23 protein-coding genes are annotated in these 25,145 nt (G+C 65.5%); 13 read left to right on the plus strand and 10 right to left on the minus strand.

The window, feature by feature from the left end; all coding sequences use genetic code 11:
* Window positions 1–21: 21 nt before the first annotated feature.
* On the plus strand, window positions 22–690 hold the full coding sequence (locus AB0I14_RS14760; protein ID WP_358022294.1) for a GNAT family N-acetyltransferase: 669 nt from the start codon (window positions 22–24) through the stop codon (window positions 688–690).
* 12 nt (window positions 691–702) lie between these two features.
* Here the strand turns inward: AB0I14_RS14760 and AB0I14_RS14765 are convergent, their stop codons facing one another.
* On the minus strand, window positions 703–1,305 hold the full coding sequence (locus tag AB0I14_RS14765; protein WP_358022297.1) for a TetR/AcrR family transcriptional regulator: 603 nt from the start codon (window positions 1,303–1,305) through the stop codon (window positions 703–705).
* 118 nt (window positions 1,306–1,423) lie between these two features.
* Here AB0I14_RS14765 and AB0I14_RS14770 point away from each other — a divergent pair, with 118 nt between their 5' ends.
* Genes AB0I14_RS14770 through AB0I14_RS14790 form a run of 5 tightly spaced genes read left to right on the plus strand, consistent with a single transcriptional unit; the run spans window position 1,424 to window position 6,622 of the window.
* Window positions 1,424–2,416, plus strand: a complete 993-nt coding sequence (locus AB0I14_RS14770) for an NAD-dependent epimerase/dehydratase family protein (protein ID WP_358022299.1) — start codon at window positions 1,424–1,426, stop codon at window positions 2,414–2,416.
* Window positions 2,413–4,641, plus strand: coding sequence for an acyl-CoA dehydrogenase (locus AB0I14_RS14775; RefSeq protein WP_358022302.1), 2,229 nt, complete (start codon window positions 2,413–2,415; stop codon window positions 4,639–4,641). Before AB0I14_RS14770 ends, AB0I14_RS14775 begins: the two co-directional genes overlap by 4 nt.
* A 9-nt stretch (window positions 4,642–4,650) precedes the next feature.
* Window positions 4,651–5,871, plus strand: coding sequence for a thiolase family protein (locus AB0I14_RS14780; protein ID WP_358022305.1), 1,221 nt, complete (start codon window positions 4,651–4,653; stop codon window positions 5,869–5,871).
* Between the two features lie 5 nt (window positions 5,872–5,876).
* On the plus strand, window positions 5,877–6,299 hold the full coding sequence (locus AB0I14_RS14785) for an OB-fold domain-containing protein (RefSeq protein ID WP_358022308.1): 423 nt from the start codon (window positions 5,877–5,879) through the stop codon (window positions 6,297–6,299).
* Window positions 6,300–6,343: 44 nt separating this feature from the next.
* The gene (locus tag AB0I14_RS14790; protein WP_358022311.1) at window positions 6,344–6,622 is read left to right on the plus strand and encodes a hypothetical protein; all 279 of its coding nucleotides are present in this window, start codon (window positions 6,344–6,346) and stop codon (window positions 6,620–6,622) included.
* A gap of 37 nt (window positions 6,623–6,659) precedes the next feature.
* Here AB0I14_RS14790 and AB0I14_RS14795 read toward each other — a convergent pair whose 3' ends face one another.
* The 4 genes from AB0I14_RS14795 to AB0I14_RS14810 are packed head-to-tail and all read right to left on the minus strand — an operon-like array spanning window position 6,660 to window position 11,471.
* Window positions 6,660–7,853: a cytochrome P450 gene (locus tag AB0I14_RS14795; RefSeq protein WP_358022314.1), complete on the minus strand. Its 1,194-nt coding sequence runs from the start codon at window positions 7,851–7,853 to the stop codon at window positions 6,660–6,662.
* Window positions 7,850–9,397: a bifunctional 3-(3-hydroxy-phenyl)propionate/3-hydroxycinnamic acid hydroxylase gene (locus AB0I14_RS14800; protein WP_358022317.1), complete on the minus strand. Its 1,548-nt coding sequence runs from the start codon at window positions 9,395–9,397 to the stop codon at window positions 7,850–7,852. The genes AB0I14_RS14795 and AB0I14_RS14800 overlap by 4 nt, the downstream gene beginning before the upstream one ends.
* Window positions 9,394–10,338, minus strand: coding sequence for a fumarylacetoacetate hydrolase family protein (locus AB0I14_RS14805; RefSeq protein WP_358022320.1), 945 nt, complete (start codon window positions 10,336–10,338; stop codon window positions 9,394–9,396). Before AB0I14_RS14805 ends, AB0I14_RS14800 begins: the two co-directional genes overlap by 4 nt.
* Entirely contained in the window at window positions 10,335–11,471 is a 1,137-nt protein-coding gene (locus AB0I14_RS14810) for a VOC family protein (RefSeq protein WP_358022323.1), read from the minus strand. The genes AB0I14_RS14805 and AB0I14_RS14810 overlap by 4 nt, the downstream gene beginning before the upstream one ends.
* Before the next feature lie 140 nt (window positions 11,472–11,611).
* Between AB0I14_RS14810 and AB0I14_RS14815 the strand changes: the two genes are divergently transcribed.
* Window positions 11,612–12,286, plus strand: coding sequence for a TetR/AcrR family transcriptional regulator (locus AB0I14_RS14815; protein WP_358022326.1), 675 nt, complete (start codon window positions 11,612–11,614; stop codon window positions 12,284–12,286).
* Between the two features lie 20 nt (window positions 12,287–12,306).
* Here the strand turns inward: AB0I14_RS14815 and AB0I14_RS14820 are convergent, their stop codons facing one another.
* Window positions 12,307–12,963 (minus strand): enoyl-CoA hydratase-related protein, encoded by a 657-nt coding sequence (locus tag AB0I14_RS14820; RefSeq protein ID WP_358022329.1) that lies wholly within the window; start codon window positions 12,961–12,963, stop codon window positions 12,307–12,309.
* Window positions 12,960–13,592, minus strand: coding sequence for a TetR/AcrR family transcriptional regulator (locus AB0I14_RS14825; protein WP_358022332.1), 633 nt, complete (start codon window positions 13,590–13,592; stop codon window positions 12,960–12,962). Before AB0I14_RS14825 ends, AB0I14_RS14820 begins: the two co-directional genes overlap by 4 nt.
* 224 nt (window positions 13,593–13,816) lie before the next feature.
* Between AB0I14_RS14825 and AB0I14_RS14830 the strand changes: the two genes are divergently transcribed.
* Window positions 13,817–16,390 carry an ABC transporter ATP-binding protein/permease gene (locus AB0I14_RS14830; RefSeq protein ID WP_358022336.1) on the plus strand — a complete coding sequence of 858 codons (2,574 nt, stop codon included), beginning with the start codon at window positions 13,817–13,819 and terminating at the stop codon, window positions 16,388–16,390.
* Window positions 16,387–18,123 (plus strand): ABC transporter ATP-binding protein, encoded by a 1,737-nt coding sequence (locus AB0I14_RS14835; RefSeq protein WP_358022338.1) that lies wholly within the window; start codon window positions 16,387–16,389, stop codon window positions 18,121–18,123. The genes AB0I14_RS14830 and AB0I14_RS14835 overlap by 4 nt, the downstream gene beginning before the upstream one ends.
* A 133-nt stretch (window positions 18,124–18,256) precedes the next feature.
* Here the strand turns inward: AB0I14_RS14835 and AB0I14_RS14840 are convergent, their stop codons facing one another.
* A complete protein-coding gene (locus AB0I14_RS14840) occupies window positions 18,257–18,844 on the minus strand; it encodes a hypothetical protein (protein WP_358022341.1) in 588 nt (195 codons plus the stop codon).
* 125 nt (window positions 18,845–18,969) lie between these two features.
* Here AB0I14_RS14840 and AB0I14_RS14845 point away from each other — a divergent pair, with 125 nt between their 5' ends.
* Together AB0I14_RS14845 and AB0I14_RS14850 are read left to right on the plus strand one after the other, a co-directional pair.
* Window positions 18,970–19,755, plus strand: a complete 786-nt coding sequence (locus AB0I14_RS14845; protein ID WP_358022344.1) for a nucleotidyltransferase domain-containing protein — start codon at window positions 18,970–18,972, stop codon at window positions 19,753–19,755.
* A complete protein-coding gene (locus tag AB0I14_RS14850; RefSeq protein ID WP_358022347.1) occupies window positions 19,752–20,354 on the plus strand; it encodes a metallophosphoesterase in 603 nt (200 codons plus the stop codon). Before AB0I14_RS14845 ends, AB0I14_RS14850 begins: the two co-directional genes overlap by 4 nt.
* Window positions 20,355–20,372: 18 nt before the next feature.
* On the opposite strand, the gene AB0I14_RS14855 is transcribed toward AB0I14_RS14850, so the two are convergent.
* Window positions 20,373–21,983, minus strand: a complete 1,611-nt coding sequence (locus AB0I14_RS14855; protein WP_358022350.1) for a tetratricopeptide repeat protein — start codon at window positions 21,981–21,983, stop codon at window positions 20,373–20,375.
* Window positions 21,984–22,166: 183 nt separating this feature from the next.
* Here AB0I14_RS14855 and AB0I14_RS14860 point away from each other — a divergent pair, with 183 nt between their 5' ends.
* Window positions 22,167–23,372 (plus strand): cytochrome P450, encoded by a 1,206-nt coding sequence (locus AB0I14_RS14860; RefSeq protein WP_358022353.1) that lies wholly within the window; start codon window positions 22,167–22,169, stop codon window positions 23,370–23,372.
* Complete coding sequence (locus AB0I14_RS14865; RefSeq protein WP_358022356.1) at window positions 23,369–23,860, plus strand: hypothetical protein; 492 nt, start codon at window positions 23,369–23,371, stop codon at window positions 23,858–23,860. The genes AB0I14_RS14860 and AB0I14_RS14865 overlap by 4 nt, the downstream gene beginning before the upstream one ends.
* A gap of 2 nt (window positions 23,861–23,862) precedes the next feature.
* Here the strand turns inward: AB0I14_RS14865 and AB0I14_RS14870 are convergent, their stop codons facing one another.
* On the minus strand, window positions 23,863–25,125 hold the full coding sequence (locus AB0I14_RS14870; protein WP_358022359.1) for an amidohydrolase family protein: 1,263 nt from the start codon (window positions 25,123–25,125) through the stop codon (window positions 23,863–23,865).
* Window positions 25,126–25,145 lie beyond the last annotated feature (20 nt).

The raw sequence follows: 25,145 nt of genomic DNA on the forward strand, positions 1-25,145 counted from the left end.
TTGCTGATCTACGCTCGCGGTATGACCGATCACGACAAAGCCGCAGCCCGGCGCGAAATTGCCGATGCTCTGCTCAACGCACTGAACCGGCGCCACGAAGTGCTCGATGTGATCGTTGACGCCGACGATCGCGCGGCTGCCGTGGAGGCGGTTGCGCAGCTTCTCGGCACCTCGCACGTGGCGTCGGAAGCCGTGGTGGGGCTGTCGTTCGCGCAGATCACCAAGGATTCGCGACGGGCGATCGCCGCCGAACTCGATGACCTGAACAGCCAGCTCAGCTTCACGGTGTCCGAGCGTCCGGCGGCCTCGGGTGAATCGCTGGAGTTGCGGGCGTTCGCTGCCGATACCGACCGCGACATCTTCGTGGCCCGGACCACCGACGTGGGGGCCTCGGGCGACGGGTCGGGTGCGCCGGCGGCCGATGTCGACGACGAGATCCGCGCCGCCCTGGGCCGGGTGGACGCCGAAGAGGCCGCCTGGTTCGTGGCGTTGGAGGGCGACCAGAAGGTCGGCATGGTGTTCGGTGAACTCACCCATGGTGAGGTCAACGTCCGGATCTGGATCCACCCGGACTTCCGCAAGCGCGGCTACGGTACCGCCGCCCTGCGCAAGTGTCGCTCGGAGATGGCGACGTATTTCCCCGCCGTCCCGATGGTGGTGCGTGCTCCGGGAGCCGTACCCGGCGCGTAAGCCGGTACTGCCTCAGCCGCCAGTCTGGTCGCGCAGGCCCGCGACGATGGTGCGCGCCATGGTTTCGGCTCGCTGCCGGGGGTAGTTCTGTCCCTCGGACAACACCGGATAGACCACACCGCCGAGTAGGGCGTCCGCGGCCGCTGATGCCAGGTCGGGCTCGATCTGGTCGGCCAGCAGCCGGAGGCGCACCGAGTCGAGCAGTGGGCGGCTGAAGCCGGCCCGCAGCCGCGCTGCGGTGTCCTCGTGTTCCAGTGACGCGGCGGTCAGGATGCGCAGCATGGCGTTGCCGCGTCTTGTGGTCAGGGCCGACGCCAGCGTGCCGGCCCATGCGACCAGGTCCGCGGTGACGTCGTCGGTGTGCGGCATGGTGGCCAGGATCTTGTCGGCGTCTTCCAGGAGCACATCGGCGACCAGTGCCGGCCGACTCGGCCACCAGCGGTAGATGGTCTGTTTGCCGACCCCGGCCCGGGCGGCCACGGCCTCGATGCTCAGCCCGTCGAAACCCCGGTCCAGCAGCAGTGCGCGGGTGGCCTCGATGATGGCCACCCGCGACCTCTCGCTGCGTCGTCGCGGGGAGCTTGTCGGCACCGCCTCGTCGGCAGTGGGGGTCATCGGCACGTCCTCGTCGGTCTTTGCAGCGATCTTTACACGGACAGCTGCCCACCGTAGTCTCCCACAAGACGAGACGTAGCGTCTCGCGAATATCGGAGAACGACGAACGCAAGGGCGCATGGCAACAAAGAAACTGGTCATCGGGGCCAGCGGATTCCTCGGTTCGCATGTCGCCAGACGGCTCGTCGAGCGTGGTGAGGATGTTCGGGTGCTCATCCGCAGCACCAGTTCCACCCGCGGGATCGACGACCTCGACGTGGAACGGGTTCACGGTGACATCTTCGACCCCGAATCGGTGCGCGCCGCGATGGACGACTGCGACGTGGTGTACTACTGCGTCGTCGACGCCAGGGCCTGGCTCAGCGACCCGGCTCCGCTGTGGCGGACCAATATCGAAGGGCTGCAAGAGGTCCTGGATGTTGCGGTCGAGGCAGGGCTGAGCAAGTTCGTCTTCACCAGCTCGATCGCCACCATCGGCATCGCCGAATCCGGGCTTGCCACTGAGGATCTGCCGAACAACTGGCTCGACGTCGGTGGTGAGTACGTGCACACCAGGGTGCTCGCCGAACAGATGGTGCTGCGCTATGCCCGGGAGCACGGCCTGCCCGCGGTCGCGATGTGTGTGTCCAACACGTACGGCCCGGGGGACTGGTTGCCGACGCCGCACGGCGGTCTGGTCGCCGCAGCGGTGCGCGGCAGGATGCCGTTCTACGTCAAGGGCGCCGCGGCCGAGACCGTCGGAATCGCCGACGCCGCCGAGGCGCTGGTTCTGGCCGGCGAGCGGGGCCGGGTCGGTGAGCGCTACATCGTGTCCGAACGGTTCCTGGCAGCGCAGGAAATCTACCAAATCGCCTGCACGGCAGTCGGTGTCGAACCGCCACGGCGCGGTGTTCCGATCGGCCTGCTGGCAGCCGCAGGTGCGGTGGTCGATCCCCTGGCCCGGCTGCGCAAGAAGGAGAACCAGCTCAGCCCGCTGACGGTGCGACTCATGCACGTGATGTCGCCGATGGATCACAGCAAGGCGATCCGTGAACTCGGATGGCAGCCCAGGCCGACGGCGGAGTCCATCGCCGAGGGCGCCCGCTTCTTCGCCGCCAGGAGGCGCGCATGACCCACGTATCCATCGCTCTGACCCCGGAACAACAGCAGCTCACCGAGGCCGTCGGGCAGTTCGCGGCCCGCCACGCACCGATCGATACGACCCGGGCCGGGTTGGACGATCTGGCCGCCGGCCGGTTGCCGACCTGGTGGGACGCTTTGGTGGGCAACGGCTTCCATGCCGTTCACCTACCGGAATCAGCCGGCGGTCAGGGTGGCGGGCTGGAGGACATGGCCTGCGTGCTGGAGGCCGCGGGATCGGCATTGCTCCCGGGTCCGCTGCTCACCATGGCGATCGCCGGGGCCGCGGTGGCCTCATCGGAGGGCGCCGCTGCCGCATCACTGCTCAAGGAGATCGCCGCCGGCGCCCCCGCCGTCATGGTGTCCGGGAACCATTCCGACTTCACGGCCCGGCGATCCGGTGACGGGTGGCGCGTCACCGGATCGTCCGGCCTGACCCTGGGAATGTGCTCGGCACGGCGTGTCGTCGTGTCGTTCGCCGACGAGACGAGCGCCATGGTCTGGGCGGTACTGACTCCGGCTGAAGGACAGGTTGAAGCGCGCCGCGGCACCGACCTGACCACCGATCTGGGCATCCTCCACCTGCGCGATCACGCGGTGCCGGCCGGCGCGGTCCTGCCCGGTTTGGATGCCGGCCGGGTCAGCGATCTGACGGTCGCGTTCACCGCAGCGGCGGCCGCCGGCATCACCCAGTGGTGCGTGGACACCGTCACCGCACATCTGCGCACCCGCGAACAGTTCGGCAAGCCGATCGGGACGTTCCAGGCGTTGCAGCACAAGGCGGCCATGCTGCTGGTGAACAGTGCACTCGCGACGGCAGCGGCCTGGGATGCGGTGCGGGCGCTGAGCGGATCCACCGACACCGACCAGCATCGGCTGACCGCTTGCTCGGCCGCGGTGATGGCGGTCATGCCGGTTCCCGGTCTCGTGCTCGAGGCGCTCACCATGCTCGGGGCGATCGGCTTCACCTGGGAACACGACCTCCATCTGTACTGGCGGCGGGCCACCAGCCTGGCTGCCACGATCGGTCCGGTGTCGCGGTGGACCCGCAACCTCGGAGAGTTGTCGGCCAGCGCTACCCGCGATGTGACGGTGAACCTCGGCGAGTCCGATGCCGAATTCCGGGTTCGGGTCGCCGGGGTTCTCGACCGCGCACTCACCCTGTCCGACAACGGTTTCGGCAACCAGGATGAACGTGGTGAGTCCACCATCGGGGTTCGGCGCAATCTGCTGGCCGACGCCGGGCTGATCGCCCCGCACTGGCCCGCGCCGTGGGGGTGCGACGCGACCGTACGTCAGCAGCTCATCGTGGACGAGGAGTTCGGCAAGCGAGCCGGTCTGGTGCGGCCATCGGTCGGCATTGCCGAATGGATCCTGCCGAGCCTCATCGCGGCCGGGTCCCCGGAACTGCAAGAACGATTCGTGCCGAACACGCTGCGCGGGGAACTGTCCTGGTGTCAGCTGTTCAGTGAGCCGGGAGCCGGATCCGATCTGGCCTCCCTGAGCACCCGGGCCGTGCGCGTCGAGGGCGGTTGGCGCATCAACGGGCACAAGATCTGGACCTCGCTGGCACACCGGGCCGATTACGGTGCGCTGCTGGCCCGTACTGACCCGGAGGCCCCCAAACACCGCGGCATCGGCTACTTCATGCTCGACATGCGTTCACCCGGAGTCGAATTCCGGCAGATCACCCAGTCGAGTGGGCGGGCCGAGTTCAACGAGGTGTTCCTGACCGACGTGTTCGTGCCCGACGAGATGCTGCTCGGGGACCCGGCGTCGGGATGGCAGCTGGCCATCAGCACCATGGCTCACGAACGGGTGGCGATCAGCGGCTACGTCAACATCGACCGGATGGGCGCACTACGCGAACTCGTCGGGGTGAGCCCTGATCCCGATCCGGTGCTGCATGCCATCGGCGAGATCGACGCCTACACCAACGCGCTCAAGGCGCTGGGGGTGCGTGAGACGTTGCGCCTGCTCGACGGGCAGGCCCCTGGTCCGGCGTCGAGCATCGCCAAGGTGGCCACCAATGTGATGCTGCGCCGCGCGGCCGAACTCACCCTTGGCCTCACCGGACCGCTTGCCCTGGAACAGGACAGCCAACCGGCGGTGGTGGCGCCCTACCTGGACCTGCCCGCCGAGCTGATCGGCGGCGGCACCACCGAGATCCAGCTCAACATCATTGCCCAGCTGATCCTGGGACTACCCCGTAAGTGAGGAGTGAGTATGGCAGCGCGTAGGGGACTACAGGGCGACGCCGCGATCGTCGGCTACGTCGAACTGCCGCCGGAACGCTTTGGTAAAGCCTCGCCGGCACCGTTCACCTTGGAGCAGTGGGCCTTGCTGGCTGCGGCGGCCCTGGAGGACGCCGGTCTGTCGGCCGAGCAGGTCGACGGCGTCGTCACCTCTCACCTGGGCGAGTCGGAGATCTTCGTACCGTCCACCGTGGCCGAATACCTCGGCGTACGAGCGAACTTCGCGGAGTTGCTGGATCTCGGCGGAGCGAGCGCGGCGGGCATGGTGTGGCGGGCGGCCGCCGCGATCGAGCTCGGCCTGTGCGACGTGGTGCTGTGCGCCCTGCCTGCGCGTTACATCACCCCATCCTCCGAGCTGAAGCCGAAGGCGCTGACCGATGCGGTGTTCTTCGGCTCGTCCAGCAACCAATTCGGCTCGCCGCAGGCTGAATTCGAGATTCCCTACGGCAACCTCGGCCAGAACGGGCCGTACGGGCAGGTGGCCCAGCGCTACGCCTATGAGTACGGCTATGACGAGCGGGCGATGGCCAAGATCGTGGTGGATCAACGGGTCAACGCCAACCACACCGACGGTGCCATCTGGAAAGACACCCCGCTGAGCATCGAGGACGTCCTGGCCAGCCCGGTGATCGCCGATCCACTGCACATGCTGGAGATCGTGATGCCGTGCGTCGGCGGGGCTGCCGTCGTCGTGGCCAGCGCCGAGGTCGCTGCGCGCGCCCGCAACCGGCCCGTGTGGGTCAAGGGTTTTGGTGAACACGTGCCGTTCAAGACACCCACCTACGCCGAGAACCTGTTGGACACGCCGATCCGCAAGGCGGCCGATACCGCGTTCGGGATGACCGGGCTCACCCGCGGTCAGATGGACATGGTGTCGATCTACGACTGCTACACGATCACGGTGCTGCTCAGCCTGGAAGACGCCGGGTTCTGCGAGAAGGGCAAGGGCATGTCCTTCGTGTCCGATCACGACCTGACCTTCCGCGGCGATTTCCCGATGAACACCGCCGGCGGCCAACTCGGTTTCGGACAAGCAGGTTTGGCCGGCGGCATGCACCACGTGTGCGATGCCACCCGCCAGATCATGGGCCGCGCCGGCACCGCCCAGGTCACCGACTGCAATCGCGCGTTCGTCTCCGGCAACGGCGGCATCCTCTCCGAGCAAACCACCCTGATCCTGGAAGGCGACTGAAAGCCATGACCGGATTCGCCCGGCCCATGCCGGTGAAAACCCCTACCAGCGCCCCGTTCTGGGATGCCCTCGCACAGCGCCGCATCGTCATCCAGTACTCGCCGTCGACGCAGGCCTACGTGTTCTATCCCCGGGTGCTGGCACCCCGCACCCTGGCCGATGACCTGGAGTGGCGGGAGATCTCGGGGATGGGCACGCTGTATTCGTTCACCGTGGCCCGCCGCCCGGTCGGTCCGCATTTCGCCGACGCGGTTCCGCAAATGCCGGCGATCGTCGAGTGGGACGAGGGTCCGCGGTTCTCCACCGAATTGGTTGACGTTGCACCCGAGGAGTTGCACGTCGGAATGCGCGTGAAGCCCGTTTTCTGCGAGTACCCGGATGCCTTTGCTGGGACCGGTGTGACACTGCTGCGCTACACGCGGGCTTGATCACACCACTTGGCAGCGGGCTCACAGGAGAGGAGTATGGAGTCATGCTAACCATACGAAAACTCATGGGGTCGGTGTTCGTAGCGGGAGCCGCAGTGGCGATTGCAGCAGGTCCGACCGCCGCGCTTATGACTGACGCACCCGCGACGACGATCAGTGCTCAACCCAGCGGCGGCGGTGACGCCGGCGGTGGCGGTGGCTGCGACAGCGGACCGGGCTGGAATGGCTGCGGTGGCTGGAATCCCGTCCAGGGTGGCTTCGGCCATGGCTGCATCAACGGCATCTGCGGTGGCTGGGACGGCCAGCGCGGCTGGGGCAACTGACACTGATTCCTGCCGCTGACCCCCGTCACCGACGGGGTCAGGCGGCGGTCAGCTTGACCGGCAGCGATTCGTGCCGGCGGATGATGTTGTTGAGCGCCCAGACTGGGGTTGCAGTCAGTTCGATGCGGTCCACCCGCGCGACGAGTGCGCGCAGCATCGCCTGGGTCTCCAGGCGCGCGAGCCCCTGCCCGGCGCAGGCGTGGGCGCCATTGCCGAAGCCGAGCTGACGGCCCGCGTCGTTGCGGATGTCGAACACATCCGGGTCATCCCATTCGAGTTCGTCGCGGTTCGCGGACGCGTAGATCACCAGCACCCTGGCCCCGCCCGGCACGGTGGCGCCGCCGACCTCGATGTCGTGGCGTGCCTTTCGGGTGAACGCGCGCAGCGGAGACGAGTACCGGATGATCTCGTTGACCGCGTTGGGAAGTAGCTTGGGCTCACTCTTGAGTAGCTCGAACTGTTCGGGGTGGGTGGCCAGCAGGTGTACCGCGTTGGCGATGGCGCTGATGGTGGTGTCCAGCGACGGGACGATGTAGTCGATCATCAGCGACGCGCAGTCGGCGTAAGTGAGTTCACCGTTGTCGGCAGCGAGCAGGACGTCGTGCCCGAGGCTGCCGCCGAGGACGGAGCGGTTCTTGACGACGCGGCGGGCGAAGCGCAGCATCCGCGCGGAGTCCGGGATGGCTCGCGCAGCACGCCGGTTGAATGGTCCGAGAAGGTCGAAAGCGGCTCCGCCCCAAGCCATCAGGTCGGCACGCTGATCCTGCGGCCAGCCCACCAGGTCGGGGACGATCGCCAGCGGCAATACCGACGCGATGTCCTCGATGGCATCCACCGAACCCTTCGCGACTGCCCGGGCGATGATGTCGCCGGCCAGCCGCTCGATGTCGTCGGCCATCGAGCGCAGGGCCCGCGGGAGCAGACGGTGGGCGACGAGCTTGCGACGCTCGTCGTGTGTGGCCCCGTCACTGGTGAGGGTGGTGCCCGTCGAGAAGGTGTTCGGAATCGGGTTGAGTCCCACGCCGTGGCCGGAGATGAAGGTCTTGTCGTCGCGCAGGATCGACTTGCACTCGGCGTAGCGGGGGATGGCGTAGGCCCGGTGGCGGGTGAGTCGCACGACGGGGCCGAGCGCGCGGAGTCGCGCGTAGTGCGGGTAGGGGTCGATGATCGCCGCGGTCGAATAGATGTCGGAGCGGTAGGTCGGAATACCGTTGCGCGTCTGCGTCGTCATTGGAGCGGTGTCACTTTCGAGATGGTCCCGCCGCAAAATCTGGGGAGGGAGTCGAACAGGGTAGGCAGATCCCGGCCCGCCCGCATGACGGTGCGGTCGGGACGGATGATGGCCGCGTCGGCGCGACCGCGGCGCAGCCAGCTCGCCAGCTCGGAACCCGGTGCGGCGAGGTGGACGACGGCTCCGCGCTGTTCGGCGAGGGCCAGCTCGGCGGGACTTGGCGGGGTGACGGTGACGACGGCGAAGCCGTCTCCGAGTACCGAGTCGAGACGTGTCCCGTTCCCCACCAGTGGATTCGGGCACAGCCTTCCGGCCAGTTGCCGGTGCGTCCGGGACTTCTGGACGAGCGCCGAGCGATGCAACGCCGGCGTTTCGCTGTCGACGATATTGGTGCTCAGGCCCGGTAACCAGTGCAGTCGCGGCACGACCATTCGACGGATCAGGTTGCCGAACTCGCCGCCAGCGGTCATCGCCCGGCCGACGGCGAGAGCCAGCCGGATCATGTGCCGGGCGTGTGGCTTCCGTTCCTGCTCATAAGTTTCCAAGACGTCGGTAGGCAATGCCTCGGTCAGTACGCCGGCGAGCTTCCAGGCCAGGTTCATCGCGTCGCGCAGCCCGGCACCCATGCCTTGTCCGACGAATGGCGGGGTGAGGTGGGCGGCGTCGCCAAGCAGGAAGATCCGCCCCCGCCGCCAACGGTCGGCAAGTTGGGCACGGAAGGTGTATTCCGTGACGCGCACCAGTTCCAGCTCGGCGCTCGAAACGTGGTCGACCCAGGGCCGGATCAGCGGGCCGAGCGCGTCGAGTGTGGCGAAGTCGGCGGCGGTCTCGCCGTCCAGCAGTTGGAACTCCCAGCGGTAGCGCGTCTCGCCGATCCGCATGTAGGTGCCGGCCCGGCCCGGATCGCATACCTGATCGACGCCCTCCCAGTGACCCAGATCGGCGGCGGTGGCGACGTCGACGACGAGCCAGCGTTGCTCGAAGCCGAGATCCTGCATGCCGGAGCCGATTCGGGACCGCACGATGCTGTTGGCGCCGTCGCAGCCGAGCGCGTAGTCCGCCTCGACGATGTGTTCGCTACCGTCGGTGCGGTCGGCGTAGGTGACGCGGACCCGGCCTCGGCCATCGTCGGCGACGTCGGTGACCTCGACGTCGCCGCGTAGTTCCGCGTGCGATCGGCGTGCCAGGTTGGTCCGCAGCACGGCCTCGAACTCGGGCTGGTCGAACATGTTGGCCTGGGGAAAGCCGTTGCGGCTCAGTGCGTTGTCCCGACTGAACTCGGCGAGCACGTGCATCGAGCTGTCGAGCAACCGCAGCCCCAGGGTGGGTCGGGAGATCGCCGCGAACTCGTCGCCGATGCCGAGACGGGCCACGATGCGGAAGATCTCGTCGTCCAGGTGTACTGCCCGCGGTTGCGGATACACCTGCGCCCAGCGGTCGAGAACCAGGCAGTCGACGCCGTACTGCGCGAGCAGGGTGGCAGCCGTTACGCCGGTGGGCCCCGCGCCGATGACGACGACGGGGACGTGCGGCACCTCCGTCATGCGTAACGGACCACCGCGCGTTGGGTGCCCAGATCGATCGCCTTGTCATCGGTCGCCACGCTGGCTTCGACGACGTCGCCGTCGCGCAGGTACTTCGTGTTCTTGGCCTGGGCCTTGAAGAATGCCTTCCACTTCATCGCAGGCGGCAGCAGCGCGCCGATCATCTCGATGGGCTTCGGTGGTGCGCTGAGCGCGGTCCCGACGGGGGTGCCCGTCAACAGCAGATCGCCGACGTCCATCCGCTGGAAGCGGGTCAACTCCGCAAGGGCGCGCAACGGCAGGTAGATCATGTCGCCGGCCACCTTGGCGTCCTGCCGAAGTTCACCGTTGACCCGCAACTGAAGGCGCAGTTCGCCGAAGCGTTTGAGTTCGTCGGAGTCGAGCAGCACCAGAGCCGGCCCGACCGGCGTGAACGTCGGATACGACTTTGCCTCGTAGAACTGGGTTTTCGGCAGCTGGACGTCGCGGGCCGATATGTCATTGGTGACGACCAGCCCGGCGATGTAGGTGGGCAGGTCCGCCTCGGTGAGGGTGGTGCCGACGGGGAGTTCGCGGCCGAAGACCAGGCCGATCTCCACCTCGTAGTCCATGAGCTTGACATGCTTGGGCTTGACGATGTCGTCGGTCGGCCCGTTGATCGAGCCGGATGCCTTGCGGAAGAACGACAGTGGCAGCGTCTCGGGATTCAGGCCCGCGTCCTTGGCGTGCGACGCGAAGTTCGCCATCTGCGCGACGACCCGGCACGGTGCGGTCACGGGTGAGACGAGATCGAGGGTGTCGACCGCGACCGCGACCGCGTCGCCCCCGGCGCCGGCCGCATCGATGGCGCTCCGGTCTCCGAGCAGCTCGGCGGTAGTGGTCGCCGGGGTGTCGATCCGCACTGCGCCGCGGTCGGTTTGGACATACCAGGCGTCGGCGGTGCGGAGAACGGTCGTGGTCATGAACTGGCTACTTTCAGGAGGCCGCGCAGGCGGGTGAGGGTGAATTCGTTGTCGTGGGCTCGGACGGCGGCGAGCATCGAGCGCAGTTCGTCGATCGACTCCCGGTTGGGGGCGATGCCGAGGAAGTCCTTGGTGACGGGCGGCCCCCACTGGGCCAGGCCGGAGGCGGTGAACGGCGCCCACCCGGGTTCGAGCGTGTTGTCGAACATGTCGCCGTCGGCGAAGTGTTCGACGAGGAAGCCGTCGGGGTCGCGCCAGTAGTCGAAGAGCTGGCTGCCCTGGATGTGACGGCCGATGCCCCACGATCGGCGATAGCCGCGCTCGCGGAGGTATTCGCCGCCGGCGGCCAACGCATCGAGGTCGGCCACCTGATAGGCGGAGTGCACGTAGCGGTTTCGTGGGCCGAGCGCCAACGCGAGCGTGTGGTGGTCGGTGGGCACGCTGCCGCGGTCGCAGCGGATGAAACTCATCGTCGGGCCGCGGTCGCGCTGGCCGGGGAAGAATTGGAAATCGCTGACGATCATCCCGAGGTTGTCCAGGTACCAGTTCAGCGTCTCGACGTACGTGGTGCTCTGCAGCACCACGTGGCCCAGGCGTTGCACGCTGGCGGCAACGCGTGGCGGACGCTGGGTTGCGTTGGTGCGCAACACATCGTGGCCGACGTTCACAACGAGCGGGGTCTGGGACGGCAGTGGCGTCAGGTCGTGGGTTCCGGCGACGACGTGCACGGGGACACCGCTCGGGTCGATCAGGTCGACCGCGAGCCCGCCGATGGTCTCGGGCAGCGCGCGGGTGGGCGCGCTCCGCGTCTCGGCCAGATGCAGCACGTCGGCCTCGTCGTGAGCGGCGAAGGAGACGCCGGCGAACTTCGACCGCGGGCCCCGGCGCACGATCAGGCATGGCGCACCGGCGTCGGTGCCGCGGAGTTGCAGTTCGCCGGGCGTCTTTGCCACCGTGGCGAAGCCGAAGGCGTGCGCGAAGACCTCGGCGCGGACCAGGTCCGGCTTCTCGAACTCCAGCCAAGCGATGTCGCGCACCTTGATCACCGGATTGCGGGACCGCCCGGGGTGCTCGCCCTTGTGGGCACCCTGCTCGCTGTGCAGGTCTTGATGGGCGCCTACGACGTCGCTCATGACCGCCTCCTCCAATTCTGACGAAATCGTCACATACGCCGCAATCATCAGTCAAGCTATTCTGACGAAATCCTCAGAATTGAAGAGATGGTTAGAATGACCGAATCCCGGCAGGGTCGACGGGGAAGGGGACCATCGCGATGACGACGCAGCCAGCTGAGACGGATGGCGAACCGCCCAATCGCCTGGCGCGGCGCAAACAGCGGACCCGAACGGCCCTGATCGTCGCGGCGCAGTCCTTCATCGCGGCGGGCAAGCTCAACGCGCCCGTTCTGGAGATCACCCAGGCCGCCGACGTCGGCATGGGGTCGTTCTACAACCACTTCGACAGCAAGGAAGCGCTGTTCGACGCGGCCCTCACCGACGCGCTCGACGTGCACGCCGACGTGTTGGACGCGTACACCAAGTCGCTCGACGACCCCGCCGAGGCGTTCGCCTGCAGCTTCCGCCTGACCGGCCGGATGTTCCGTCAGCGCCCCCAGGAAAGCCGGGTGCTGCTGTCCACGGGACTGTCCCTACTGTCCTCGGACAAGGGTCTGGCACCGCGGGCGCGGCGCGACATCGTCGCCGCCGTCGCCGCCGGACGATTCCACGTCGCGGATGTCAACCTGGCGCTTGCCGTCGTCGGAGGAGCGCTGCTCGGGCTGGGCCAGTTGCTTCACGACGAACCGGATCGCGACGACGCCCAGGCCGCGGACACGGTGACGGAGAACCTCCTCACGCTGCTCGGCATGCCCGCCGACGAAGCCCATCGCATCTGTCGGCAGCCGCTACCCGATCTCAGTGCGATCGATCAGCCGGGCCCGGTTGGCTGAGGGCCCGGCTGTCTCAAGGCCTAGTTGGACTGCAGCGCCTGGACCGCAGGGCCGAACATGCCTTGTTTGATCGCACCCAGGGTGCCGGGGTCCTTGCCGCCCAACGGGCGCAGCAGCGTGGTGGCCGTCGTCGTCGCCGCGCCCTCGGGTGCCGTGGCGTCAACCAGGCCGAAGGCCTCGGCGTCGACGCCGCCGAACCGGCGTCCGGTGGTCATTGAGGCGACTGCCGCCTGCGGAGTCAGCTTGGCCTGGATCAGCGCGGCCATGCCCGGGGTGAACGGGATCCGGATGTCGACCTCGGGGAAGCAGAAGAAGCCGCGGTCGTCACGCATCACCCGGAAGTCGTGGGCGATGGCCAGCATCGCGCCGGCACCGAAGGCGTGCCCGACCACCGCGGCGGCTGTCGGGATCGGCAGCGTCAGCACCCGTGCCAACAGGCCCTGCACCCGGCCGACGTACCAATCGCCCTGATCACTGTGGGCGCCAAGCCAATCCAGATCCAGTCCATTCGAATAGAACTTGCTGTCGGCCGTCGTCACCAGGCCGTGTGCGCCCTTGGCCAGGACCGCGTCGAGGTGTGCGTCGACCGTGTCGAGGAACTCGGGGGTGAACCGGTTCTCGTCGTCGCCCAGGTCGAGGATGGCGATTTCACCGTCGTAATCCAGGGTGGGGGTCATGCGATTCCTTTCGTTGGGGGGAGTTTCGGCGTGTGTCTCGGGGCAGGTCCCACCGCCAGCACGGCGGCCACGGCCGCGTTGAGATGATGGCGGGCGGTCGGGTCGGTGAGGCGGTTGCGGTGCAGCAGGATGGCCGTCGGCAGGTCCACGATGCACGTCGTCACCGTGTCCACGGCGGCCCGGTCGCGCCGGTCCCATGCAGCCATCGCAAGTTCGATCATCAAGTCCACCAGTTGCTTTTCCAGCGCGTGCGACTGATCGGCCAGCTCCTCGGGTAAGTCGGGGCCGAGCACCTGCTCACGGCGGAGCTGCAGGAGCAGCCGCGCCGAGTCCGGCCGGCGCTCGGCGAAGATCACCGGCGCATACGCGGCGGCGGCGATCGCGTCGGTGCCCTGGTTGGCCGCGTCGACAAGTTCACGCTGCAGTGCCAGGAACCGGCGTCCGGCGCGGAGCCAGACCCGGCCCAGCAGGCCGGCCCGGGAGCCGAAGGAGTGATACAGCGCGCCGTTGGACAGCCCGACCGCATCGCTGATAGCCCGGATCGTCACGGATGCCGGCCCCGAGCGCACGGCCAGCGATTCTGTGGCATCGAGGACCGTATCCGGGTCGTAGACGCGAGGGCGTGGCACCACGTCACCATAACAGAGCAACTGCTCTGTTATTGAGGGGGCGGTTGACGGGAACTAAGGTAACCCTTAGTTTGTGGGTAACTTTCCCGTGGAGGTGCTCGTGGCCGGATCCGGTGTCCCCGCGACGACGCCCCTTTGATCCGGGGACTGCTGACGTCCGCGGTCCCCGGCAGGCCGATTACCGACATCGTGGCGGAGCTGACCGCCAAAGGAGAGGACCGCTGATGGCACGCGGATTTCAGGGAGTGATGATGCGCGGCTTCGGCGCGCGCGATCACCAGGCGACCGTGGTGGAGACCACCTACCTGACTCCGAACATGTTGCGGCTGCGCATGGTGTCGCCGACGGTGTTCGAGGACGCCGTCGCCGAGCCGACGTCGTACCTGCGCTTCTGGGTTCCGGACCCTGACGGCTCGAAGACCGAGTTCCAGCGGGGCTACACCATGTCCGAAATGGATCCCGAAACCGGGCATTTCGCGGTCGACGTGGTGCTGCACGAGCCGTCCGGCCCGGCATCGAAGTGGGCGAGGACCGCCAAGCCGGGCGACACCATCCCGGTGATGGCCCTGGGCTCGACGGGATTCACCGTGCCCGAGGATCTGCCCGCCGGATACCTGTTGATCGGTGATGCGGCGGCCATCCCGGCCATCAACGGAATCATCGGCGTTCTACCGCACGACATTCCGATCGAGGCCTACCTGGAGCAGCACGACGAGAACGACCTGCTCATCCCGATCGCCGAGCATCCACGGTTGCGGGTCCACTGGGTCAAGCGCCACGACACGACATCACTGGCCGCTGCCATCGAGGCCCGGGACTGGTCGGACTGGTACTGCTGGGTGACGCCGGAGGCCGGCTCGCTCAAACATCTGCGCACGCGGCTGCGGGACGAGTTCGGCTTTCCCAAGTCCGAACTGCACGCCCAGGCCTACTGGACCGAGGGCCGGGCCATGGGCACCGATCGCACCGAAGCCGCCGAGCCCGTCACCCCGGCCGAGTCGGAAACCGCTGTGGCTGAGCCCGCCCCCGCTGAGCCCGCACGCGGCACCTGGCGAGCGCAGGGCGCGGGGCGTCTGCTGTCCCCGCTGAAAACCCCGCTGATCGTGTCGGGTGTGTTGCAGGCGCTCATCACCCTGATCCAGCTGGCCCCGTTCGTGCTGCTGGTCGAATTGGCTCGACTGCTGTTGGCCGGCGCCGAGGAATCCCGGTTGTGGACACTCGGTTTGACCGCGGTCTGGCTGCTGGGCCTGGGCGCGCTGCTGGGTGCCGGCCTGACCCTGTGGCTGCACCGCCTCGACGCGCAGTTCGCTCGTGAATTGCGGACCAGGTTGTTGACCAAGATGGCCCGACTGCCACTGGGCTGGTTCACCGCGCGCGGGTCGGGCTCGATCAAGCAACTGGTGCAGGACGACACCCTGTCGCTGCACTATCTGGTGACCCATGCGATCCCGGATGCCGTTGCGGCGGTGGTTGCCCCGGTGGCCGTGCTGGTCTACCTGTTCACCGTCGACTGGCGGCTGGCCCTGGTCCTGTTCATCCCCGTGCTCACCTACCTGGTGCTGATGTCGGTGATGACCATCCAGTCCGGCGCCAAGATCGGTCAGGCGCAACGGTGGGCCGACCGGATGAGCGGGGAGGCCGGTGCCTACCTCGAGGGCCAGCCCGTCGTCCGGGTGTTCGGCGGCGCCGCATCGTCGAGCTTCCGCCGCCGCCTCGACGAGTACATCGGCTTCCTGGTCGGCTGGCAGCGGCCCTTCACCGGCAAGAAGTCGTTGATGGACCTGGTGACCCGACCCAGTACCTTCCTGTGGCTGATCGCCGCCGTCGGCACCCCGATGATCATCGGCGGCTCGATGGCCCCCGTCGACCTGCTGCCGTTCCTGTTGCTGGGCACCACATTCGGGGTTCGGCTGCTGGGCGTGGGCTACGGGCTCGGCGGGATTCGCGGTGGCATGCTGGCCGCGCGACGCCTCCAGAACGCGCTCGACGAGGCGGACCTGGCGCTGCTCGAGCAACCGGGCGAGCCGGGCGCCCCGGCTGCGGTGGTGTTCGACGGCGTGACCTTCGGGTACCGGCCGAGTGTCCCGGTGATCAAGGACGTGTCGCTGACCTTGCGTCCGGGCACGGTCACCGCGCTGGTCGGTCCGTCGGGGTCGGGCAAGTCCACCCTCGCCGCGCTGCTGGCTCGCTTCCACGATGTCGACTCGGGATCGATCCGTTTGGACGGCAAAGATATTCGAGCACTGTCGGCTGACGAGCTGTACCGCCGGGTCGGCTTCGTGCTGCAGGAAACCCAGCTCGTGGCCGGCACCGTGGCCGAGAACATCGCGCTGGCCGACCCCGACGCCGGCCTCGACCGGATCGAGCAGGCCGCGCGCGACGCCCAGATCCACGACCGGATACTGCGGCTACCCGACGGGTATCAGACGGTGCTCGGCGCGTCGTCGGCATTGTCCGGCGGTGAACGGCAGCGGCTCACCATCGCCAGGGCCATCCTCGCCGACACCCCGGTGCTGATCCTCGACGAGGCCACCGCCTTTGCCGACCCGGAATCGGAATACCTTGTGCAGCAGGCACTCAACCGGCTCACCGAGGACCGCACCGTGCTGGTGATCGCGCACCGTCTGCACACCATCACCCATGCCGACCAGATCGTGGTGCTCGACGGCGGCCGTATCGCCGAAGCCGGCACCCACGATGAACTGCTGGCCGCCGGCGGTCGCTACCACCAACTCTGGCAGACCGGACAGTCGCTGCACCCCGGCGACGCCGTCACCGCAGGAGAGGCCGCACGATGATCCGCACCCTGATCACCCTCATCCCGGCTGATCGCCGCGGCCGGGTCGGCCTCTACGCCACTCTCACCCTGGTCTCGGTGGTGATCCGCGCTGCAGGCACGGTGCTGTTGGTCCCCCTCGTGGCGGCCCTGTTCAGCGAGGCGCCGCGCGACGCACTGCCGTGGCTGGGTTGGCTCACCGCCGCGACCGTCATCGGCTGGATCGTCGACACCGCCACTTCACGGCTCGGGTTCGACCTCGGCTTCGCGCTGCTGGACCACACCCAACACGACGTGGCCGACCGGCTGCCCGGTATCCGGATGGACTGGCTCGGTGGCGACGGCGGGGCGAACACCGCCAATGCCCGTCAGGCGATCGCGGCCACCGGGCCGGAACTGGTCGGCATGGTGGTCAACCTCCTGACCCCGTTGATCGGGGCGATTCTGCTGCCGGCAGCCATTGCGCTTGCACTGCTGTTCATTTCGGTTCCCTTGGGGTTGGCCGCGCTGGCCGGTGTGGTGATCCTGCTCGGGGCGTTCTGGGTCTCGGGTCGGCTGAGCCGCAAGGCCGACGCGGTGGCCGACGAGACCAACCGGGCGTTCACCGAACGCATCATCGAGTTCGCCCGCACCCAGCAGGCACTGCGCGCCGCCCGGCGGGTGGAGCCGGCCCGGAGCATGGTCGGCGACGCCTTGGCCGCACAGCACGGTGCGAGCATGCGGCTGGTGCTGATGCAGGTGCCGGGACAGTTGCTGTTCAGCCTCGCCAGCCAGTTGGCTCTGCTGATCCTGGCCGGGATGGCCACGGCACTGACGGTGCGGGGGACCCTCGGGGTTCCCGAGGCGATCGCGATGATCGTCGTCGCCGCGCGCTATCTCGAGCCGTTCACCTCGCTGTCCGAGCTGGCCCCGGCGATCGAATCCACCCGGGCCACGCTCGGCCGGATTCGCGCGGTACTCGACGCCCCCGTGATGGCGACCGGCACCGCCACGCTGGCCACGAACACCGCACCCCGCATCGAATTCGAGGGTGTGAGTTTCGGTTACGGCGATACCCCGGTGCTGCAGGATGCCAGCTTCGTCCTGGAACCCGGCGGCACCACCGCGATCGTCGGCCCGTCCGGATCGGGCAAGAGCACCATCCTGTCGCTGATTGCCGGGCTGCATCACCCGAGCGCCGGCCGGGTGCTGATCGACGGAGTGGACACGGCTCAGATGGACGCCGAAACCCGCAGGGCGGCAACCAGTGTGGTGTTCCAGCATCCCTACCTGTTCGATGGGTCGATCCGGGACAACATCCTGGTCGGCGACCCGAGTGCCGATGCCGGGCAGCTCGCCACCGCGGCGCGGTTGGCCCGGGTGGACGAGTTGACTGCGCGGTTGCCCGACGGTGACGGCGCCAAGGTGGGTGAAGCCGGAACGGCACTGTCGGGCGGCGAGCGTCAGCGGGTCAGTATCGCCCGCGCCCTGGTCAAACCGGCACCGGTGTTGCTGGTCGACGAGGCGACCAGCGCGCTGGACACCGAGAACGAAGCCGCCGTGGTCGATGCCCTGACCGCCGACGAGAGGTCGCGAACCCGCGTCATCGTCGCGCACCGCCTGGCCAGCATCCGGCACGCGGACCGGGTGTTGTTCCTCGACGGCGGAAAGGTTGTCGAGGACGGCAGCATCGATGAGCTGCTGGCCGCGCGCGGACGGTTTGACGAGTTCTGGAATCAGCAGCGCGAGGCCGCCGACTGGCAGATCACGCACTAGACGTCGGCGTGGGCTTTTGAGGTTTTGGATGACACCGTCAGTTGCGCGAAGGTCGGTGGCGGAGCCTATCTGGTTCTCTTCGAGTTGTTACGAACCTCTGCAGGGGACGACCCGACTGAGCACCGTCCGAGTCTCAGCGTGACGCCTCGTCGACAGTGCCAAGTTCCGCACGCTGCGTCCTGATCCACCCGTATATCGGCAGAATCTGGCCAGGCGAATGCGCCCAAGCGAAGAGGTGCGCCTTAAACTCGCCACGAAACGCAGGGTCTCGCGCCTTGTTGGTCACCGCGTAACGGTCCTTGGCAAGCTGCCATAAATCCGCAATGGGACGCCAAGCGTTCTTATCAGCCGCCACTGCAGTTTTCGCCTCCAGATCCCACCACCACGTGGACGCCGATGTGCCGTCATTGATCAGTTCTAGGTGGTTGTGCAGTCGCAGCAAATCCTCGACAATTGTCAGCCGGTCCGCTCGTTCGGCGGTCTGTCGGTGGTATTCCAATGCGTCCTTCTCCGTCTTCACCGCCGCCTGCGCGGACAGCGCGGCAGCTTCAGCCGTTTTCGCGGCCCTCCTGGACGTAAGCCAAGCTGCTGTCGCGACTACGAAGGTCGATATGGCGCCAAACGCACCTACGCCGACCTGCCACCAGTCAGCACTGGTCGGCTCCTCTGCCGCGAGCACTACGCTGAGGGCAACATGCGCCGTGATGCTGCTAACAAGCATGCACTTGGTGTATCACGATTGCTCGAAGCCTTCCCTGGGATACCACCCACTTCTAAGATCTGCATTGCAGGCTAGGCGCGTCCGTATCAACCAGTCACAAGAAATAGAGACATAGATTGAACAACTTGGACGAATTGTCCATCAAGCTTCGCTCGCTCGACGTTCCCGATCAACTGATTGCTGAGCTAGCAACGAAGCTAACCGACGTGCCAATGATAGGCGCGCTCCTTTACGGCAGTTGGGCACGTCTCGAGGCAGAACCAACATCCGACCTAGATATTCTGATCCTTTCCGAACAGCCTGCAAGATCCTCACACGGCGACCGAGTGAGCGTGTCAGGATATACCCCAGATCAGCTCCTGAGCGCGGGCTCGACGCTTTTTGGAATGCATCTGGCCCGCGATGGCATAATTCTTACCGATTCGAGCGGAACGCTCCAATGCATTCTGCACCAGTTCAGTCGGCCCGATCCCAATGATCTATTGGACCGTCTGCGCCGGCTTTCAGCCGTACTCGACTCGCCCGACGCGGAGGTCTACACATACATAGGCGGATTTTGCCGACTCGCACGGTATCTCTTGCGGACTGCTATCTACGCATCCGCGATCCGCGAAGGAGAGCCATGCTTCTCGATCAGGGAGTTAGCAATTCGCTACAACGATCCCGCCTTAGAGACGATATTGTCGTCTCATTCCAGCATTCATCCAGAACCCTCGATGACGGTATTCGAAGATCTAAAGCATCGCATAGTGAAAGTCCTGGGATATATATCGCGTAATGAGCACTATTCACTTCACTCTTTGATCGTTGGCTCCTGGGATACCGATCGGGAAGTGTCCTACTTGGCACTTCTGGTATTAGGCCAAGACGATAACCTACCGTACGCTGAGATCCCGAAGGTCATTCTATGATTCAGTACGGTTTCGTAGGTGACATTCATGGCTGCATCCGACAACTCCACGAAGTAATCGGTGAGGCAAAACATATCGCCACCCATCTAGTGTTCTTGGGCGACTATGTAAATCGCGGCGCACATTCGAGAGAAGTTATCGAATACCTAGTTGAGCTCAACAAGGAAATCCCATCGACATTCCTGTCCGGCAACCACGACCAGAGCCTGCTGAGGTCTCTTGAGGGGCCCGGCTTCGATGAATTCTTGAGGATGGGGGGTGCGTCGACCGTAAGAAGCTATATTGAAGCGTTGCCTCAACCCGATGTACTTTCACAATTTCGTAGTTCGGTGCCACCTGAGCACTTAATCTTCCTGAACAACCTGCAACCCATATTCGATGCCAGCGGCGTATTTGCCACGCATGAGCTAACCTCGCTAGGGTCCGCCAGGTCGAAATTCCAGGTCTGCGGCCACGCACCTCGGCCCACTATCACTCCTTTAATAAGCGATCGCGCCGCACTAATTGACACCGGATGCGGAACGCTCAGCGGAGGCCGGCTTACCTGCTTCTTTTGGCCAAGCCGACAGTGGATACAATCGACGCCCTGGGATGAATAAAGCCATTATGCCCAACAATCAATCGTCCACGTTCAATTTTGCCGCGGTCGAATCAAGATCCAGCTTGAACAAGGAATCAGGGTCATTCCGCGATAGTTCACGAGCCTCTTTGAGGTGCATTTTTGCATCGTCGATGCGTTGTTTTGCCGAAGCAACCTCAGCCAAAAGCCATGCAGCAGTAGCACGGCCGCCGAGATTCAGCGCACGTTCACTCTCCTCCTGACACCGCTCGGCAAGACTCTGGGCACCTCCGATGTCACCACTAGCAAGTGCGAGACGCGCTTGCAGACCCATGCAAATCGACACGCCATCCGAGTTCATTAGTGTTTGATTCGTCTCCAGCGCCTCCGAGAGGAGCTCTCCCACCCCCTCCGTTCTACGGGCACGGATTCTTGCCTCGGCAGAACCTGCCAGTGCATTTGCCCTCAGAGGACTGTCACGGGCCCCCTCGGGCAGGATATCAAGAGCACTGTTGAAATTGACTTCCGCGGCCTCATATTCCTGTAGAAATAACTTTGCTCGGCCCAAATTGATTTCAGATTGAGCAATATCGGCGGGTTCGGATCCGAAATTAGTGCGGAGTTTCTTGGCTTCCTCGAACTGTTCTACCGCATCTTCCGGACGATCCAGTTTCATTAGGGTGAAACCGTAATTATCCAGAGCATAACAGAGTTGTCTATTGATGACTTGCGGACTAGAATTTGCGGTCTTTACTGCCTCATCTAGCACACGCTGAGATTGGGCGAGATCGCCCTTCTTGCGATAAATTATGCCCAGATTTGCCAGCGATTTCACTCTATAACCGATCGCTTCCGCGTCATTTCGGCGGAGTAAATTCGGATCCCCAAGAAGCTGCTTATTCAGTTCTATCGCTTTCTCTGGCCGTCCGGTCCTGCGCATAAAACTTGCAAAGCGGGACATCGCTTCTGGGTTACCATCCGCGATTGCGTGGGAGAAAGCTGATTCAGCTTGCGTGTATAAACTTTGTTTCCACAACTCAAGTGCGCGTTGCAGGAACTCGCTCGGGCTCTGCCCCTCTTGCGTACCGGCCACCTCTTCCGACAGCGATATCGCGATACGACGAACTTCACGATCCTCAAGTGGTTTAGCCCATTCGGCAAGTTTTAAATTGATTGCCACAGTCAAGCTCTCAATGGAATCGAAACTACTGTAGGTGAGCACATGCGATTTTTCGAGCGCGCCTCGGAAGGCTACAACTTTCTTAAGTTCGTCACCAGGATCGCGCAATCTCGACGCATCGACAGTCCGAAACAACACCAGAATATCGCGCATGGAAGCCTCTGAAAGGCCGATTAACTCCACGCCGCGGAAGAATTCCTCTTCTGTACCCGACGAGTACAGCCCAGCAGTCGCGGGGGCGGTGCCCCATCGCTCGGCAAACATTAGAATCATGAAATCGCAATCATCAATAACTGCATTGATGCGTCCCTGGGGGCGCCCGATACCTCCAGGCATCTGCTCCCACGCGCGGACCATGAAGTGAACACCGTCGAGGTTCGCTCGACTCTCGTTGAACGAGCGGACAACATCCCTGCACACCTGCCGCTCCGAGGCCAGGTCACCCGGAGAAGCTAGGAAGACATTGCGTCCGGACAGCGAAATCGGCATGAGCGTCAAGATAACAGCGATCTGAACAAGCCGAATCTACATACTGCTGCGGTCGCGCAACAATCAGCGACCCCAACCGCGTACTAGCCGACCGGATACTTGAACCCAACCTACTGTAACCATTACAGTTGGGCGTCCCGCAATGATGTCGGGGCCGGTTGCGGTACTTGGCGGGAGGTTGTGGTGACGACATCGCAGGTGGTGTTCGACCCGTTCTCGACGGATTTCTTCAATGGCCCGTATGAGACGTATCGGCGCATGCGGGAGGAAGCCCCGGTCTATTACAGCGCCGAGTACGACTTCTACGCGCTGACCCGGCACGTCGATGTGGCGGCCGCGTTCAAGGACTTCGAGACGTATTCGTCGGCCTACGGCGTGGACCTCGCCATGGTCCGGACGGGGCAGAAGGCACCGGCGAAGATGATCATCTCGCTGGATCCGCCCGAGCACCGGCACATGCGCAGCCTGGTGAACAAGGTCTTCACCCCCAGGGCGATCAGCGCGCTGCAGGACATGGTGGCCCAGCAGATCGATCGCTACCTCGCCGCCGTCGATCCGGTGGAATTCGATGTGGTCTCCGACTTCTCGGCGTACTTCCCGGTCGAGGTGATCACCACGATGCTGGGGGTACCGCCGGAATCGCGCCAGCAGGTGCGGCTGTGGATCGATGCCTCGCTGCACCGGGAATCGGGCCAGATCGAGATGTCGGAATCCGGGATCGAGGCGATGGCCCAGTCCTGGCTGTTGTACTACGACCTGATCAAACAGCGTCAGGCCGAGCCGCGCGACGACATGATCAGCAGGTTGATCTCCGCCGAGATCGAACGCGAAGACGGCGAGCTGACCCGCCTGCGCAATTCCGAAATCGCCGGATTCGCCACCCTTCTCGGCGGTGCCGGAGCCGAGACGGTGACCAAGCTGGTGGGCGCGGCCACGGTGATGTTCGCCCGCCATCCCGAACAATGGCAGCGCCTCGCCGCGGACCGCAGCAAGATCCCGGCTGCGATCGAGGAGCTGCTGCGCTACGAGGCTCCGGCCCAATACAACGTGCGGCGATCGCAACGTGAGATTCACCTGCACGGTGTGACGATTCCCGAGGGTAAGCCGGTGTTCCTGGTCGGTGGCTCGGCGAACCGTGACCCCGATGCGTGGACGGACCCCGACGCCTTTGACATCGACCGGGACCGCACCGCGGCTCAGAACCTCGGATTCGGATACGGGATCCACAGCTGCCTCGGCGCTGCGCTGGCCAGACTGGAATGCAGCATTGCCCTGGACAAGCTCCTGGACTTCATGCCCCGCTACGAGGTGGCCTGGGACCGCTGTGAGCGCGTCAGTATGCAGAACGTCGCCGGATGGGCGCACGTCCCGGTGCGGGTGCTGCGATGAAGAGCGAAAAGGCGTGTGGCACAGTCGGATATCGCATGCACGTGGTGGCACGGGATGCGGCCGAACTGGCCACGAATGCCGGGGGACTGATCGTCGATCGGACGATGAGCGGTTGGCGCGTGAGCGTGCAGCTTTCGCAGGAAGGCGACGTTCGGCCGGTGCAGATCCTCGGCGCCGAGCTGGTCGACGCGGTGACTTCGCCGGGCCTTCCGGACGAGGAACAGTGCGTCCTGGTCATGGGAGCCGACGCATACGCCCGTGCGATTTCGGGTGACGGTCAACAGCTCCCCACGGGGTGCGCCGAGGTTCTGGTCTGGGGTGAATCCCCGGACCAGAACCACGTATTCGGACACAACCTGAGTGCGGCGGCGCGGGCATTCAAGACACTGGCCATTGCCGCCGCCCATCTCACCGTCGATGAGGTGGGCATCGCCGAGGCCTTCACTTCGGTGGTCGCGAAGGCCGGCGATGTAATCCTGCGCGCCTGAGGTCAGGCCTTGGAGAGTTGCTTCTGCTCGTAGAGGCGGGCCCATTCGGCGCGCGGGCGGATCGAGGTGTCGACGTCGGCGGCCTCGGCACGCAATGCACCGACGGTGGCCTGATCCCGTGGAGTCAACCCGAACGGATCCCAGCCGAAGAACCGCGCCGAGTTCTGCCAGGTGATCTTGTTGATATCGGAATCGCTTGCGCCCGCGGCATTCAGCTCGGCCAGCACCTGCTCGGGTGCGTCGGGCCAGAAGCAGTCGGAATGCGGGTAGTCGCATTCCCACGCGATGTTGTCGATACCGATCTCGTGGCGCAGCTTCAGCGAGGTCTTGTCGGTCACGTAGCAGGCCAGTGAGTGCTCGCGGAACACGTCGGACGGCAGCTTGTCGCCGAAGTCCCGGCGCAGCCACTTCTGGTTCGTGTAGTGCCGATCGCTGCGGTCCAGATAGAAGGGGATCCAACCGATTCCGCCCTCGGAGAAGGCGAACTTCAGGTCCGGGTAGTTGCGCATCGCCGGACCCCACAGCAGATCCTGGGCACACATCGCCGAGACCTGGGTGGCCAGGATGATCAGGTTGTCGATGGGGGCGTTGGGGGCCATGCTGATCGCACCGAAGCCCGTGCCGATGTGCAGGCACATCACCACGTTCTCCTCCGAGAGCGTCCGGAAGACCGGGCCCCAGTAGTCCTCATCGTGGTAACTCGGCAGACCCTCGAGGTGTGGCAATTCGGGCATCGTCACCGCGCGGCAGCCCTTGGCGGCCACGCGGCGGATCTCGGCGCACATCCCCTCGGGAGTCCACGTCGGCAGGATCGCGATGGGGATGAACCGATCCGGGTAGCTGCCCGCCCACTCGTCGATGTGCCAGTCGTTGTAGGCCGACACCATCACCAGCGTGACGTCCTCACGTGTCATGTTGAGGTGCCGGGCGGAGAACCCGGTGAAGGTCGGGAAGCACATCGACGCGAGGATGCCGTTGCGGTTCATGTCGCGGACCCGCTCGTGCACGTCGTACACGCCGGGACGCATCTCGGCGAACCCGGCCGGATCGCGGCCCCACTCCTCGGCCGGCCACGACACCACGGCGTTGAGTCCGGACACGCCCTGCGGGCGTCCCTGATACATCCACTGGTCGACGCCTTTGTCGTCCGTCACCACGATGGGTGCCTCGGGCTTGAACTTCGCCGGCACGTGGTTGAGGAACATGTCGGGCGGCTCGACGACGTGGTCGTCGATGCTGATCAGGATCAGGTCGTCGGTCTGCATGATTCAACTAGTACCCTCGG

The organism is Mycobacterium sp. NPDC050441 (assembly GCF_040655355.1).
Lineage (GTDB): Bacteria > Actinomycetota > Actinomycetes > Mycobacteriales > Mycobacteriaceae > Mycobacterium.

Coding starts and splice junctions, on each gene's coding strand:
- AB0I14_RS14760 (WP_358022294.1), top strand. CDS start 22: ATGACCGATCACGACAAAGCCGCAGCCCGGCGCGAAATTGCCGATGCT.
- AB0I14_RS14765 (WP_358022297.1), bottom strand. CDS start 1,305: ATGACCCCCACTGCCGACGAGGCGGTGCCGACAAGCTCCCCGCGACGA.
- AB0I14_RS14770 (WP_358022299.1), top strand. CDS start 1,424: ATGGCAACAAAGAAACTGGTCATCGGGGCCAGCGGATTCCTCGGTTCG.
- AB0I14_RS14775 (WP_358022302.1), top strand. CDS start 2,413: ATGACCCACGTATCCATCGCTCTGACCCCGGAACAACAGCAGCTCACC.
- AB0I14_RS14780 (WP_358022305.1), top strand. CDS start 4,651: ATGGCAGCGCGTAGGGGACTACAGGGCGACGCCGCGATCGTCGGCTAC.
- AB0I14_RS14785 (WP_358022308.1), top strand. CDS start 5,877: ATGACCGGATTCGCCCGGCCCATGCCGGTGAAAACCCCTACCAGCGCC.
- AB0I14_RS14790 (WP_358022311.1), top strand. CDS start 6,344: ATGCTAACCATACGAAAACTCATGGGGTCGGTGTTCGTAGCGGGAGCC.
- AB0I14_RS14795 (WP_358022314.1), bottom strand. CDS start 7,853: ATGACGACGCAGACGCGCAACGGTATTCCGACCTACCGCTCCGACATC.
- AB0I14_RS14800 (WP_358022317.1), bottom strand. CDS start 9,397: ATGACGGAGGTGCCGCACGTCCCCGTCGTCGTCATCGGCGCGGGGCCC.
- AB0I14_RS14805 (WP_358022320.1), bottom strand. CDS start 10,338: ATGACCACGACCGTTCTCCGCACCGCCGACGCCTGGTATGTCCAAACC.
- AB0I14_RS14810 (WP_358022323.1), bottom strand. CDS start 11,471: ATGAGCGACGTCGTAGGCGCCCATCAAGACCTGCACAGCGAGCAGGGT.
- AB0I14_RS14815 (WP_358022326.1), top strand. CDS start 11,612: ATGACGACGCAGCCAGCTGAGACGGATGGCGAACCGCCCAATCGCCTG.
- AB0I14_RS14820 (WP_358022329.1), bottom strand. CDS start 12,963: ATGACCCCCACCCTGGATTACGACGGTGAAATCGCCATCCTCGACCTG.
- AB0I14_RS14830 (WP_358022336.1), top strand. CDS start 13,817: ATGGCACGCGGATTTCAGGGAGTGATGATGCGCGGCTTCGGCGCGCGC.
- AB0I14_RS14835 (WP_358022338.1), top strand. CDS start 16,387: ATGATCCGCACCCTGATCACCCTCATCCCGGCTGATCGCCGCGGCCGG.
- AB0I14_RS14840 (WP_358022341.1), bottom strand. CDS start 18,844: ATGCTTGTTAGCAGCATCACGGCGCATGTTGCCCTCAGCGTAGTGCTC.
- AB0I14_RS14850 (WP_358022347.1), top strand. CDS start 19,752: ATGATTCAGTACGGTTTCGTAGGTGACATTCATGGCTGCATCCGACAA.
- AB0I14_RS14855 (WP_358022350.1), bottom strand. CDS start 21,983: ATGCCGATTTCGCTGTCCGGACGCAATGTCTTCCTAGCTTCTCCGGGT.
- AB0I14_RS14865 (WP_358022356.1), top strand. CDS start 23,369: ATGAAGAGCGAAAAGGCGTGTGGCACAGTCGGATATCGCATGCACGTG.
- AB0I14_RS14870 (WP_358022359.1), bottom strand. CDS start 25,125: ATGCAGACCGACGACCTGATCCTGATCAGCATCGACGACCACGTCGTC.